At 68.8% G+C, this 11737-nt stretch carries 19 protein-coding genes and 2 pseudogenes; 13 read left to right on the top strand and 8 right to left on the bottom strand.

From position 1 onward, the window contains the following. A pseudogene (locus ACWGSR_RS32320) lies at window positions 1-85 on the top strand (IS5/IS1182 family transposase); the annotation flags it as partial. Window positions 86-105: 20 nt separating this feature from the next. Here the strand turns inward: ACWGSR_RS32320 and ACWGSR_RS32315 are convergent. Beyond that, window positions 106-855 (bottom strand): transposase family protein, encoded by a 750-nt coding sequence (locus ACWGSR_RS32315; protein WP_453571946.1) that lies wholly within the window; start codon window positions 853-855, stop codon window positions 106-108. A gap of 94 nt (window positions 856-949) precedes the next feature. On the opposite strand from ACWGSR_RS32315, the gene ACWGSR_RS32310 reads away from it, so the two are divergent. The 4 genes from ACWGSR_RS32310 to ACWGSR_RS32295 all read left to right on the top strand — a co-directional run bounded on the left by ACWGSR_RS32310 (window position 950) and on the right by ACWGSR_RS32295 (window position 2587). Next, on the top strand, window positions 950-1231 hold the full coding sequence (locus ACWGSR_RS32310; protein ID WP_453571943.1) for a hypothetical protein: 282 nt from the start codon (window positions 950-952) through the stop codon (window positions 1229-1231). Between the two features lies 1 nt (window position 1232). Further along, window positions 1233-1604, top strand: a complete 372-nt coding sequence (locus ACWGSR_RS32305) for a DUF6086 family protein (RefSeq protein ID WP_453571940.1) — start codon at window positions 1233-1235, stop codon at window positions 1602-1604. A 159-nt stretch (window positions 1605-1763) separates the two neighbouring features. After that, complete coding sequence (locus ACWGSR_RS32300; RefSeq protein ID WP_453571937.1) at window positions 1764-1979, top strand: hypothetical protein; 216 nt, start codon at window positions 1764-1766, stop codon at window positions 1977-1979. Between the two features lie 236 nt (window positions 1980-2215). Further along, on the top strand, window positions 2216-2587 hold the full coding sequence (locus ACWGSR_RS32295) for a hypothetical protein (RefSeq protein ID WP_453571934.1): 372 nt from the start codon (window positions 2216-2218) through the stop codon (window positions 2585-2587). Window positions 2588-2629: 42 nt separating this feature from the next. Here the strand turns inward: ACWGSR_RS32295 and ACWGSR_RS32290 are convergent, their stop codons facing one another. Further along, window positions 2630-2821 (bottom strand): hypothetical protein, encoded by a 192-nt coding sequence (locus ACWGSR_RS32290; protein ID WP_453571931.1) that lies wholly within the window; start codon window positions 2819-2821, stop codon window positions 2630-2632. Between the two features lie 339 nt (window positions 2822-3160). On the opposite strand from ACWGSR_RS32290, the gene ACWGSR_RS32285 reads away from it, so the two are divergent. The 3 genes from ACWGSR_RS32285 to ACWGSR_RS32275 all read left to right on the top strand — a co-directional run bounded on the left by ACWGSR_RS32285 (window position 3161) and on the right by ACWGSR_RS32275 (window position 4674). Next, a complete protein-coding gene (locus ACWGSR_RS32285; RefSeq protein WP_453571928.1) occupies window positions 3161-3688 on the top strand; it encodes an RNA polymerase sigma factor in 528 nt (175 codons plus the stop codon). After that, entirely contained in the window at window positions 3685-4404 is a 720-nt protein-coding gene (locus tag ACWGSR_RS32280) for a hypothetical protein (protein ID WP_453571925.1), read from the top strand. The genes ACWGSR_RS32285 and ACWGSR_RS32280 overlap by 4 nt, the downstream gene beginning before the upstream one ends. A gap of 93 nt (window positions 4405-4497) precedes the next feature. After that, window positions 4498-4674: a hypothetical protein gene (locus ACWGSR_RS32275; protein ID WP_453571922.1), complete on the top strand. Its 177-nt coding sequence runs from the start codon at window positions 4498-4500 to the stop codon at window positions 4672-4674. A 37-nt stretch (window positions 4675-4711) separates the two neighbouring features. Here the strand turns inward: ACWGSR_RS32275 and ACWGSR_RS32270 are convergent, their stop codons facing one another. Then, window positions 4712-5248, bottom strand: coding sequence for a hypothetical protein (locus ACWGSR_RS32270; RefSeq protein WP_453571919.1), 537 nt, complete (start codon window positions 5246-5248; stop codon window positions 4712-4714). Window positions 5249-5313: 65 nt separating this feature from the next. On the opposite strand from ACWGSR_RS32270, the gene ACWGSR_RS32265 reads away from it, so the two are divergent. Continuing rightward, window positions 5314-5799: a hypothetical protein gene (locus ACWGSR_RS32265; RefSeq protein WP_453571916.1), complete on the top strand. Its 486-nt coding sequence runs from the start codon at window positions 5314-5316 to the stop codon at window positions 5797-5799. A gap of 113 nt (window positions 5800-5912) precedes the next feature. Then, the gene (locus tag ACWGSR_RS32260) at window positions 5913-6431 is read left to right on the top strand and encodes a hypothetical protein (protein ID WP_453571913.1); all 519 of its coding nucleotides are present in this window, start codon (window positions 5913-5915) and stop codon (window positions 6429-6431) included. Between the two features lie 28 nt (window positions 6432-6459). On the opposite strand, the gene ACWGSR_RS32255 is transcribed toward ACWGSR_RS32260, so the two are convergent. After that, complete coding sequence (locus tag ACWGSR_RS32255) at window positions 6460-6714, bottom strand: hypothetical protein (protein ID WP_453571910.1); 255 nt, start codon at window positions 6712-6714, stop codon at window positions 6460-6462. Between the two features lie 156 nt (window positions 6715-6870). Then, window positions 6871-7560 (bottom strand): hypothetical protein, encoded by a 690-nt coding sequence (locus ACWGSR_RS32250; RefSeq protein ID WP_453571907.1) that lies wholly within the window; start codon window positions 7558-7560, stop codon window positions 6871-6873. A gap of 41 nt (window positions 7561-7601) precedes the next feature. On the opposite strand from ACWGSR_RS32250, the gene ACWGSR_RS32245 reads away from it, so the two are divergent. Then, the gene (locus ACWGSR_RS32245) at window positions 7602-7901 is read left to right on the top strand and encodes a transposase (RefSeq protein WP_453571905.1); all 300 of its coding nucleotides are present in this window, start codon (window positions 7602-7604) and stop codon (window positions 7899-7901) included. Further along, on the top strand, window positions 7898-8785 hold the full coding sequence (locus ACWGSR_RS32240) for an IS3 family transposase (protein WP_453571902.1): 888 nt from the start codon (window positions 7898-7900) through the stop codon (window positions 8783-8785). The genes ACWGSR_RS32245 and ACWGSR_RS32240 overlap by 4 nt, the downstream gene beginning before the upstream one ends. Here ACWGSR_RS32240 and ACWGSR_RS32235 read toward each other — a convergent pair. Next, entirely contained in the window at window positions 8731-9003 is a 273-nt protein-coding gene (locus ACWGSR_RS32235) for a DUF5959 family protein (RefSeq protein ID WP_453571899.1), read from the bottom strand. The genes ACWGSR_RS32240 and ACWGSR_RS32235 overlap by 55 nt on opposite strands. A gap of 167 nt (window positions 9004-9170) precedes the next feature. On the opposite strand from ACWGSR_RS32235, the pseudogene ACWGSR_RS32230 reads away from it, so the two are divergent. Further along, window positions 9171-9311 (top strand): annotated as a pseudogene (locus ACWGSR_RS32230) (IS1380 family transposase); the annotation flags it as partial. 205 nt (window positions 9312-9516) lie between these two features. On the opposite strand, the gene ACWGSR_RS32225 reads toward ACWGSR_RS32230, so the two are convergent. Both ACWGSR_RS32225 and ACWGSR_RS32220 read right to left on the bottom strand, forming a co-directional pair. Beyond that, a complete protein-coding gene (locus ACWGSR_RS32225; protein ID WP_453571896.1) occupies window positions 9517-10602 on the bottom strand; it encodes a hypothetical protein in 1086 nt (361 codons plus the stop codon). A gap of 13 nt (window positions 10603-10615) precedes the next feature. Further along, window positions 10616-11635: a hypothetical protein gene (locus tag ACWGSR_RS32220; protein ID WP_453571893.1), complete on the bottom strand. Its 1020-nt coding sequence runs from the start codon at window positions 11633-11635 to the stop codon at window positions 10616-10618. Window positions 11636-11737: the final 102 nt, after the last annotated feature.

Below are 11737 nucleotides of genomic sequence, written 5' to 3'. Positions count from 1 at the left end.
CCGCCGAGCCCGATGCTCCACCCGACGCATCGGCACCATCGTCCAAGCCGTCCACACGCTCCTGACCTGCAACTATTCAGGATGAAAGAGGCTCAGTAAGGATCTTCAGCGTCGCCTCTCGAGGGTGAGGACGGCCTTGGTGATTGACGTGAGTCGGTTGGGGCTGATCCGTGCTTTGCGGAAGATCCGCCAGGCCTTGAGCCGGGCGAAGGCCCGCTCGACGGGGAAGCGGAGTCGTGCGTGTGCGCGGTTGACGGCTGCCTGTCTGGTGGTGAGGGGGCGTCCGAGGTGGCGTTTGAACGGAATCTGGAACGTTCCGCCGGCTCCGACGTAGGCCTTGTCGGCGAGGACGGGAATCCGCAGTCGTTCACAGACGGTGATGATGTGGTGGGTGCGGGCGGCGGTGATGTCGACCGTGCGGCCGGGTAGTGCCGGCGAGTACCAGATCAGTTCGCCGGCAGGTCCGGTGACAGCCTGGATGTTCACTCCGTGCCGTCGGGCCTTGCCGGAGTAGTCCCGTTCACGGTCGCCGACTCGGTCGCACTCGGCGATGGTGCCGTCCACCAGGACATACTCGGGACGTACCCGGCGCAGGGCCTGCGTCAGAGACGGTGCCCTCGAGGCGAGAAGTCTGATCACACTCTGTACATAGGCGTGAGCGGTGCCCTCGCTGATCCGAAAGCCCGCGGCGAGCTTCGCGTAGGTCGTGTGTTCGCGCAGATAGATCAGGGTGATGATGGCGCGTTGCGAGGGCGGCAGCTTGCACCGGCGGTCACCCTCACAGGTGACGATCAGCATCGTCACCCACTCCACGAGCGCGTGCGGCAGATCGAGTGCGGCAGGATAGGGGACCAACGAGGCCTCCGGTCGCGGCGGTTGAGACGTCAGACATCTCGAACCACTGCCCGAAGGCCTCGCCTGCTATCCGTGGACGGCCGTCACCCGATCGGTGACCACTCTGAAGATCCTTGAGGGAAATATACTCTGGGAGGACAAGCATGTTCTCGGCTACTGGGGCGATGAGAAATGGCTCAATGATCACATCGAGGGCAAGTTCGAAAAGTACCTGAAGGCCCGAAAGCATCTCCCTGAGTACTATGCAGATGCCACGATCGGTTTCCGTTTCACTCGATCGAACCAGGACCCGCGCTTCATTGAGGCGGTCGAAGCCCGTTTCCGGAAGCTCAGAGAGAGATACCCAAACGTGAACATCCAGACCAAGTGGTACTGAAATGGGCTACCCATTCGAAACTATCGACAGGTCGAGAAACCTCTGGGGCCCAGCACTCAGGGTAGGGCAGACCTACGTGGCTCTTGCCCGAGAATTTGGGACATTGAATGGAATTCCAACGGGTTTGACAGAAAATGAACAACTCGGCGGGAGCACCGTAGACCCAGTCATTTTCCAGAAATTCACCCAGGCGCTCTACGACAGGTACTGCTCCACCAACAACCAGGTTTTGCATGGCCTTCTGCGCGGGCTCTTGCTGGCCTCACTCGTGATGTTGGAGAAATGCGGCAGTTCGATCGCCCGAACCCCCGAACGGGAGGAGGGCGTAATGGAAGAGCTAGCCGCTTACGAGCGGTTCATGTGGACAGACTGAAGTCCTCCGTCGGGTGACAGCTTCGTCGGCGTAAGCCAGGCGAGGCTGTCCTCGCCGACCGGATCTATCCGGTCGGGCAGTGGCACAACGGCGCGCATCCGGCGAAGCGGCACAGCTTGGACGCCCACGATCGCCGCCCCCTAGTCCATCATGGAATCTATGGCATACAGCCCGAAGAACTGGTGGACCGAACTGGCTCTTTTTGCGTCAGTAACAGCCCTCAGCACCGCTGCTCTATTTGGAATTCTGGTGATGACTCCGCATGAGGACGGCCAGCAACTGAACGTCCTCCTTCTGATCATTCCAGGAATCGTCATCGGCCTGCTGGCCGCACGCGTCTATCGCCGCCGTCATGCCAGCGACAGCCCGCACTGACAGCGATCCGCAGAAACGGCACTGGAAACGCGAGAGATATCGGGCAGCTACGCCGCGACCGCCCTGACCCTGGCCGCTCCGAGTCACCGGAGTCGCCAAGCCACTCCACCTGCCGACTCCGTACACGAAGGCCGCTCAGGGCCAAGATCGGTCCTGAGCGGCCTTCACGCACTAGCTGAGCAGCACCCCAATCCACCTCTCCACTCGCTACATAGACGACGGCTTCAGGGGCTCTGGTGCACGAAGGGCGGTCGGTAGGGATTGAATCACTGACTCCGTGGCGGGCGGCTCGTACGGACGGGATCGTCAACGAGATCCTGCGCCGCCGCCTGGCCGTCGAGGACGTCCGGCGTCAGGGCCGGCGCCTGCGCGTCCGGCAGGACAGTCCCTGGCCCGGGCGCCAGGACCTCGCCCTGGCCACCGAGGCCGAGGTCGAGGGGCGCGCCCTGCTCCTGGCGCTCGCACACCTCCTGGACGACGAGGCCGATCCCGAGGCGTACGTCCAGGAGTCCGTGCAGCGCCGCCACCTGACCGCGACCGTGCCCGGCGGGGCCGCGACCGGCGAGGTCGTCCTCTCCCGCGAAGGCCTCGCGCTCAAACCGAGCTGACCCGCCGACACCCCGCCGAGACCGTAGCCGGGGCGGGCTCGGCTACGGGGTGGGCAGGCGGCGGGCGAGGTCGGCGGCGAGCTGCCCGGCCGCCGGGCCGCGCCCGCCGGGGTCAAGCTGCTCCAGGAGCTGGAGCAGCTCGATCGCCTCGCGGGCCTCGGCGGTGGTGAGCAGGGCGAGGCGGGGTTCGTCGGGGTAGGTGCCGGTGACCGGCTCGGCGGTGTCGTGTTCCACGTCCTGCCCAACGCCGGGCGCTGCGGCGAGGGTACGGGATACCGACCTCGTTTCGGTCCTGCCGCAGGGGAGTTGGGGGTCACTCGATGGTGGTGGGAAATCGAGCGCACCCCTGGCCACAGTTGTGACAAGAGTCACGCAGGGCGCATGATCAGACACGAAGAGTCGCTCAAGAGTGCAGGTCAGCGCCCCGATCCAACTACCTTCCGCACTCAACTAGTTTCAAGGCGTGATATTCGTTCGGCTGCGCATGCGCGTTCGGCCGATTGGGCCGCTTGAGTGATCCCCGACGGCACCCGAGGTGCCGGTCACCCTGACAGCCCTCAACGAAGAGGATCCATGACCGACGACGTTCGTGAGGAGGACGGCCACGTCCCCGTGGCCGAGGCCCCGATCCGGTTCCCGCTGGATTTCGAAGGCCACTACCTCACCAACCAGGACGCCTTCCACCGCTTCGCCCTGAAAATTCTCCGGACGAACGCGCGGGCGGAGGAAGCCGTCCACCGCGCCTACGTGGAGATCCGCGAGCGCTGGGACGACCTGCTCTGTGAGCCCGACCTCCAGGCGCAGACCTGGCAGATCCTGCGCCGGGCGATCATCGACGAGCTGCTCGGCAGCAACCTGCGCGAGGAGCTCATCTCCCGCGACAGCGGCATCGGCCTGTACCCCGCCCTCGGCAAGCTGCCCCCGCGCCAGTTCGACGCGGTCGTCCTGCGCTTCATGGGCGGCTACGACACCGCGGACATCGCCTGGTACATGGGCCTCACGCCCAGCACCGTCACGTACCACATCCGCAAGGCCCAGGAACGCCTTGCTCCCATCCACCGCCGCGCCACGCGGCCGATCAAGAAGGAGGACACCCGGTGAGCGACTGGGAGAAGCTCTTCGCCGACGCCGACACGGCCGTCTGCGAACCCCGACGGCCCTTCGACGTCGGCGCCGGACTGCGCCGCATCGCCCAGGACACCCGTCACCTGCAGCCCGCCCCCGCCCGCACGCCCGGCCGGCCCAGCGCCCGCAGCCGGCTCGGGGCGATGGCCCGGGTCGCGGTCACCCAGGCCGGGGCGGCCAGCCACATCGAGGAGCTGACCGAGCTCCTGGCCGACGACGTCGACGGCGACGTCGCGCGGTTCGACGGCTGGACCAAGGGCGTCGACATCGAGGGCGCCCAGGTCTTCGCCTGCATGCTCTACCTCGCCCACCACCCCGAGTCCGCCCGCTTCTGGTGGCGGTTCGCCGCCGGCGCCGGCAACAGCGGAGCGGCCTACTGCCTCTACCTCGACCACCTCGCCCTCGGCGACGACCGCGAGGCCCGGTTCTGGAAGCGACAGGTCACCGCCCTGGTCCACCCGGACCCCGAGCAGGACCGCGACCTCGACCCGGAGGAGTTCCTCACGGCCCTGGAGCGCTTCACCGGCTACTCCGCCCGCAACAACGTCAGCCGGGCCGTCCTCACCGGCGGCCTGGAGGCCGACCTCGACCGGCTGGCCGACCACCACGCCGACGACGGCCTGGTCTGCCGCCCCGGCGCCCGCCTGAACGACCGCATCCAGGAGATCCGCGAACTCGCCGTCCGTCCCTGAAAAACAAGCAGGTCCGGCGCGGGGCCAAAGGTTCCGAGGCCGTCCAGCCCCCGCCGGACCATCACCAGCACCCCGAAGAACGGAGCACCTACCGTGAACCCTAACCGCCCTGCCCGCCCCGCGGGCCGGACCGCGCGAATCCGCCGCATCCGGCAGTGGATCGCCCGCCGCCGTACCGCCCTGGCCTCCAGCGCCCTGCGCGGCGCCGCCTACGCCACCGGTACCGGGGTGGTCGGCCTCGGCTTCTACCTGATCCAGCAGCGGCTCTGACCACCCGGCGCCGCAAGGGCCGGAGACCGTCGGTGTATCAGCCGGCGGCTCCGGCCCTTCGCCACGCCGCCAGAACCTCGCCGAACACGGCCTGGTCTTCCTCGCCGATCCCGCCATTCAGCGCGACACGGGTGGCCAGGGTACGGGCGGCGGGCAGGTCCAGGGCGAGGACCGCGAGGACCCGGTCCACAGATTCGATCAGGCCGGGCAGGTCGGTGTGGTGGACCGGCTGAAGGTAGCCGTCGAGCAGGTCGGCCAGGCGCTCGGCGTCGTCGTCGTGCCCGGTGGCCCGGACCAGCGCGCCGCGGCAGGCCCAGACCGCCTCCAGGGCGTGGGCGGGCAGGAGCAGGACCCGGACGTGGTCGGCGCGGTGGTCGGTGGTGACGCAGTCCGCGATCTGGTCGGCGGCCACCTGCCAGGTCAGGGCCGGCACCAGGTAGCGGGTGTCGTCCAGGGTGCGCATGGCGGCGGCCGCCACGGTACGCAAGGCCTCGCCGACCATACGGGCCTCGGTGTTCCAGAAGAACCCCGAGGGCAGGAAGACGGGGCGGGGGACGGTGCTGGCACGGTTCATGCGGGAGATCTGCCCAGACCGCCCGCCCACGACGCCCCGCCCTCAACCGCACGGAAGGAACCCCGGTGTTGGTCACCCTCGTCACCGCCGCCCTGGCCATCCTCGGCACGCTCCTCGGCGCGATCGTCTCCGGCCGGTTCCAGGAGCGGGCCGCCGAACGGGCCGTACGCATCGGCCACGGCGAAACGGTCCGGCGCGACCGCCTGGAGGCCGTCACCGCGCTGGCCGTGGCCGTCAGCGACCACCGCCGGACCCTGTGGAAGCGCGGCGAGGCCATCCTCAAAGGCGAGGACGACGGCCTGGTCCAGGCGCTGCGCGCCGAGAGCCAGGCGACCCGGGCCGCGGTCGCCCGCCCGCTGGTGACGATGCGCGTGCTGATCACCGACCCGGCCGTACGGGAGGCGGCCGACCGCATGATCACGCTGACCTACGCGATCCGCGAAGCGCTCGACAGCACCGAGGCGCTCGCGGCCGCCCGGCAGGAGGCCGTGGTCGCCCACGACGAGTTCGTGGACACCGCCGCCCGCTACCTCACCACCCAGACCGCCTGAACCACCCGCTCCCGGCCCGGCGAAGGACAACCCCGCCGGGTCCGCTCACCCCTTCCGGTGATCCCGCGCCCGAACCGCCGCCGGTCCCCGGCCGGGGTCTCGATGATCAGCCGGTGACCACACGACACCCCTACCGAAATACCCTGCGCCGCACGGCGGCCGCAGCCGTCCTCGCCGCCGTCCTGGGCCTTGCGGCCGGCTGCGCGGACGAACCGCCCGCCGGGCACGAGGAGCGGCTGAACAAGGCCGCCGGCGTCGCCTCCTTCAAGATCACCTGCACGAAGGACCTGTGGGACCGCACCAAGCTGGGTTCGACCTCTGTCACCGACTCGCACGAGGACGCCAAGCCCCGCAGGGCCGACGGCGAGGCCGGGCAGCGCGGCCTGGTCGAGATCACCCTCACCGGCGCGCAGCTCGTGGACTACCTCAAGACCCTGGAGCGGGACATCAGCGGCGGACCGGCCGCGAACTCCTCCATCGAGCCGCTCTCCCGGCGCATGTACGACGCCATCGCGCCGGTGGTCGACCGGATCGAGAAGGGCAAGCCGCCCACCGAGGCCCCCCGGGCGGTCGTCGACGACGCCGTCGGCCTAACCGACCCCACGCCGTCCAAGAGCACCGCGAAGAGCTGAACTCCGAGCGGTCCGGCCCGTACGCGGGTCAGGAAGCCCCGGCTACCTGTAGGCCACCCTCGGCGGTCCAGCTCTTCACCAGGCGCGCCTCGCCGCCGGCGGTGGCGGTCAGGGTGAGAACGGCTTCGTCCCGGCCGTGGGACCCGAGCCACTCCGTGAACTTCGCGTCGGCCGTCTCCGCCTTGGCCCAGACGCCGAGGACGGCCGGCCCGCCCGGACGGAAGCGGAGCTCCACCTCGTACTCGTACTTGACGTCCTGGTCCTCGAGGACCGTGCTGCCCACAGCGGTGGCCTTCCTGTGCTGATCGGGGTGCCCGGCGGGGAGGCGTTGGCTTCACGGGCGCGACCCCGCCGGGCACCTCCAGCGCGGCACAAAAGAGACGCGGCGAGCCGAGCGGAGACCAGGCGCTCACCTTTGTCCCTGGACGGGACGTGCCCCTCAGCTCACGGAAATGTAGAGCTGGTCATCATCCGTCAGACAGCCGCTGACTCCCAAGGACTGCCACATGTCGACCATGTGTTTGCCGCAGCACTGGATGGCCTTGTCCACGGCCGCGAATTCTTCCAGGAGGGGCAATGTCGGGGTCGAGTCGAGCACCTTCCGAATCGGCTCCCAGACCGGGCCCAGCATGTTGCGGACGGCCGTGTGGTCCGAGAATCCCTCCAGGAGTGGTGCGTTCCCGCTCGTTTCCTCCGTGGCGTCAGCGTGCGCAATCAGCATGAGGACCGCGCACGTACCCCAAAGCAACCTCTCGTACATCTCGTCCAAGTCGACCTGATGGGTCTGATACGCCAGCACCAGGTCAGACCATCCAGGGTCCACCTGATCGAGAAGGCCCGCGAAAGCCTCACGGTAGCCCTCGCCGACAAGATCAGCGAGAGTAGCCGGCCGGGTCTCTCCACCGTCGACCGTAATGGTGACCCACTGCCGCAGGAAGGCGTTGGCGATCAGATCGCACCGGAACTCGTCAGCCGCCTTGTACGCCCAGATTGCCGCGCACTCTTCGGGCGTCTTCGGGCGAGTCGTCTTGGGAGGCCGGGTTCCGGCTTCGGCCCGCATCCGCCCTAGCAGGGCGTGCCCGTACTCGTGCGCAACCAGATGGTGAAGCTTCCCCTTGATCGTGGACACCTGGAGACTGGGACCTGAGGTTCCAGAGGAAGTAGCACCAGGTGGGAAGCAAGTACACGAAGCGGTACACCGAGGAGTTCAAGCGGGACGCGATCGCGCTCGTCGACTCCACGGGTAAGACGGTCACCGCCGTCGCCCGGGACCTAGGGATCAGCTCAGAGTCTTTGCGCGGCTGGTACCGCCAGGCCGAGAGGGACCGGGGCGAGGGACGGCCCGGTGAGCTCACCATCGCCGAGAGGGAGGAGCTCAAGCGGCTGCGCAAGCTCGCCGCCGAGCAGGCCAAGACCATCGAGGTACTGCGAAAAGCCGCGGTCTTCTTCGCGAAGGAGAGCGATCGGTGAACGACACGTACGCGTTCATCGAGGCGGAGAAGACCACCCACGGCGTCGCTTTCCTCTGCAGGCTGCTGAAGGTGGCCCGCTCCTCTTTCTACGCCTGGCTCGCCGCGGCGAAGTCCCGGGCCTCCCGCCTGGCAGCCGACGAGGCCCTGGTGCACGAGATCGCCGTCATCCACGTCGCCTCCCGCCAGACCTACGGTGTCCCGCGCATCCACGCCGAACTGCGGCGGCTGGGACGGTGCGTGAACCGCAAGCGCATCGCCCGTCTGATGCGCGAGCACGGCATCCAGGGCGCCCACCGTCGCAAGAGGCGATCGCTGACCCGGCCTGACAGGAAGGCGAAGCCGGCACCGGACATAATCGGCCGCGACTTCCACGCCGAGATCCCCGGCACGAAGCTGGTCGGCGACATCACCACCCTGCCCACCGGCGAGGGCCGGCTCCACCTCGCCTGCTGGCTGGACCTGGCCACACGCGAGGTCGTCGGCTACTCGATGGCCGACCACCACCGCGCCACCCTCGTCGTCGACGCGTTGAAGATGGCTGCTGGCCGCGGCCGCCTCAGGCCCGGCTGCATAGTGCATTCGGACCGCGGTAGCGAATACACCAGCAGTCAATTTCGTTGTGAAATAGCCGAGTTGGGCCTCCGTCGGAGCTGCGGACGCACCGGATCCTGCTTCGACAACGCCGCCGCGGAAAGCTTCTGGGCCCTGCTCAAAGAAGAGATCGGCACTCGCGTCTGGCCCGACCGGGCCACCGCCCGTGCCGAGGTCTTCGACTTCATCGAGACCTTCTACAACCGCCGCCGGCTGCGCAGGCACAAGGTCTTCGGCTACCTCACCCCAGCCGAGACCCGACAGCGGCAACAGCACGCCCTCGCTGCGTAACGAACGAGTGTCCGAAATTGCGGGGAAACTTCATCGAGGTCATCGGACGTCACATAGACAGGGAAGCTGCCCTTGACTGTCTCGGTCTCCACAACGAACTCACAGTCCAGGACATCCCCGCCTGGGGCCGGCCGCGCCAGCACCCGCAGCGAGACAACGTGACCGCTCGTCCCCGGCGGATCGGCCAGATAAATCAGCTCGCCCAGATCGTCTTCCACCACAGCCCCTCCCACCGGCCTCGAACGGAAGCATCATTCCTGAGCCTGCTGACACACACGGCGCCGAGGTGGGTGTTACTGATCCTCAGCAACATTTCGCAGCCAGTTGATCACCTTCTGCTGCCGAAACTCCACGACAAACGTTCTCCGTTGCCACCTACGAAGCCACCGTCCGCAAGGTCGGCCTGGACACCGCGATATCAGCAGCGCTCACGCCGTGGCGGAAGGCTCGGGTGGTGCACGGTCCGGACAAGATCCTGCTGGACGTGGCCCTGACGGTCGCATTGGGCGGGGACTGCCTCGCGGATGGCCGGCCACCGCCACCGCGTACGAGCACGTGGAGAAGTGGCTCCGCTCGCGCTACTGCACGATCGTCTGGCATCGCACCCGTGCGTCGGGCACGCTCGTCGACCTGGTCGCCGCCGACTCGATGCCGTGCCCGGCCGGCGTCGCGCTCTACATGACGGGCCCGGGACGCGTCGCATGGCCGGGCCCGTCCTGTATCGGCGCAGGTCAGCGGAGCCGGACGGATGCGACCAGAGTGTTCAGGTCCGGCCAGAGCTTCTTGTTCGTCTCCGGCAGTACGACCCACAGCACCGAGGGGCGGACCCGCCCGGTGTCGACCACGAGGACCGCGTTCAGGTCCATCGTGGACGGCACCCCGCGTCTGTGGAAGTGGATCTCGCTGACCAGCAGCCAGGCGTCATGTCCGTCGACCTTCAGCGGCTGCGAGGCGACGTCGACCAGGACCGCCTGGTCGCGGGGGTACTCGTAGCGCCGCCGCTCGTCCATCACCGCGCCCGCCACGCCCCGCAGCTCCCCGGTGCCGCCGGCCGCGGCCATGATGTCCTCGTCGACCTGTGTGGACTTCACGAGTGCGCGCTGGCGCCCCTCCTGCTTGCGGGTGAAGCCGTCGAAGACCGGATCCAGCGTCTTGCTCCGGTCCCACGTGCCGCCCAGCTCCGCGTACTCCAGGGAGGAGTCCGTGACGGTGCCGATGACCGGTGAGCCCTCGCCCGGGTAGTCCGGCACCTCGACGGTGCCGGTGAGCCGCCGCTCCTCGGGCAGCGGGGAGGCGCCGGGGGTGAGAGTGGGCACGGGGATGCCCCGCTGCGGGGCGTCCGCGGTGCTGCCCGCGCAGGTGGCGGACGAGGAGTCCGGTGTGCTGTGCGCCTGCTGGACCACCTTGCCGCCGACCAGCACGGTGCACGTGAGAGTGCCCCCTTCCTGGTCCTCGCGGCTTCTGACGTCCAGATAGAAGTCGGCGCCCGCCGCCAGCTCGACGGTCTTGCGGTACGGCAGGATGACGACCCCGTGGGGCTCGTGGTTGCCGTTCGCCTCCCCGACGGTGAGGTTCACCGAGGGGTGGTCGCCCGTCGCGATGTAGGTGACCTCGACCCGCCGGGATTCCTTGTCCGGGGATGCCTTGTCGTCGCTCGGGTCGTCGAAGGCCAGGGCCAGGCCCACCACGCCGAGCGTGACCGCCTCGAAGAGGATCACCAGGGCGCCGACCAGGTAGAACCCGCCCGGGATCCGGTCGAAGGTCTTCTTGCCGCGGCCGGAGTGGAACTCGGGTTTCGCCCGGGATGTCTGCGTCATGTCGTCCTCCCCCTCACGCCCGGCCGCTGTCGCCGGACCGGCGGTCGGCCGGCTCGTCGGCGAACCGCATGGCCAGCAGACCCGCCTCCCGTGCCTCGTCCAGCATCCGGTGCAGGTCCTGGAACCGGGACCGGTCGGCGAGCCCCTCGATCTCGGCGACGGCCAACTCGTCCCGCACCGTGTTCACCACCAGCTCGTGCATGTCCTCGCCGAGTTGCTCCAGCTCTCGTACGGCCTCCCACTCGCGGTACGCCGCGTCCGCCGCGCGGGTGTTCTCGGCGTACCGCTCCAGCGCCTCCACCCGCTCCTCCAGCGCGCTCGACGATAGCCGCAGCGCCCGCCGCTGAGTCCGCAGCACCTCCTCCACCCGCGAACCGGAGGCGTCCCCGGCAGCGGTGCGCACCTTCCGCGCCAGCCGGGTGAGCTCGGCCAGGCGCTGGGCGATCTCGTACTGCTGGACCGGCAGCGTCACGTCGTTGGCGATGTCGTCCAGCAGCCCCTCCCGGTCGACCTGCGACTGGAGTACCGCCGTCACGGCGGCCTGGGCGCGCTCCATCCGGCGCAGCGGCGAGTGGCCCAGCAGCTCGCGTAGGGAGTCGTCGCCGAAGTCCTCGGCCAGGTAGTAGCGGCCGTGGCGCAGCCGGGCCACCCGCTGCCGCTCGTCGGTCCCGCAGCCGAGGACGACGATCAGCAGCCAGGCCAGCAGGTGCACGCCCACGGCGGTCAGAATGAACGCCTCGAACCCGAACTGGACCCCGACCCAGATCAGCCCCGCCTGCGCCGCGAGCCCGACGGCCAGGCCGGGCCACACACCGATCAGCGCCCACATGATCGTCACCGGCAGTAGCGCGCACACCGCGGAGACCCCCAGGGCCGTCCAGATGTCCGCCTTGGTACGGCCGCCCAGCCCCGGCTCCTCGGGCAGCGGCAGCGTGGCTGGGAAGAGTCCGTCGGCGGACCTCTCCAGCAGCGCGCGCTCCGCGTCCTCGAGGGCCGGATCCACCACCGGCCGCAGCGCAATGTCCTGCGCCATTCAGCAACACCCCCCACAGGTTGGGGGAGATCGTGACACACGCCGGAGGGGCTGCCCACGCCACCCCTGTTCCCGGCCGCCGACCGGGACGGCGCGAACCCG

The sequence above is a fragment of the Streptomyces sp. NPDC055632 genome (assembly GCF_053618675.1).
This window is presented reverse-complemented; position numbering and strand designations above follow the sequence as displayed.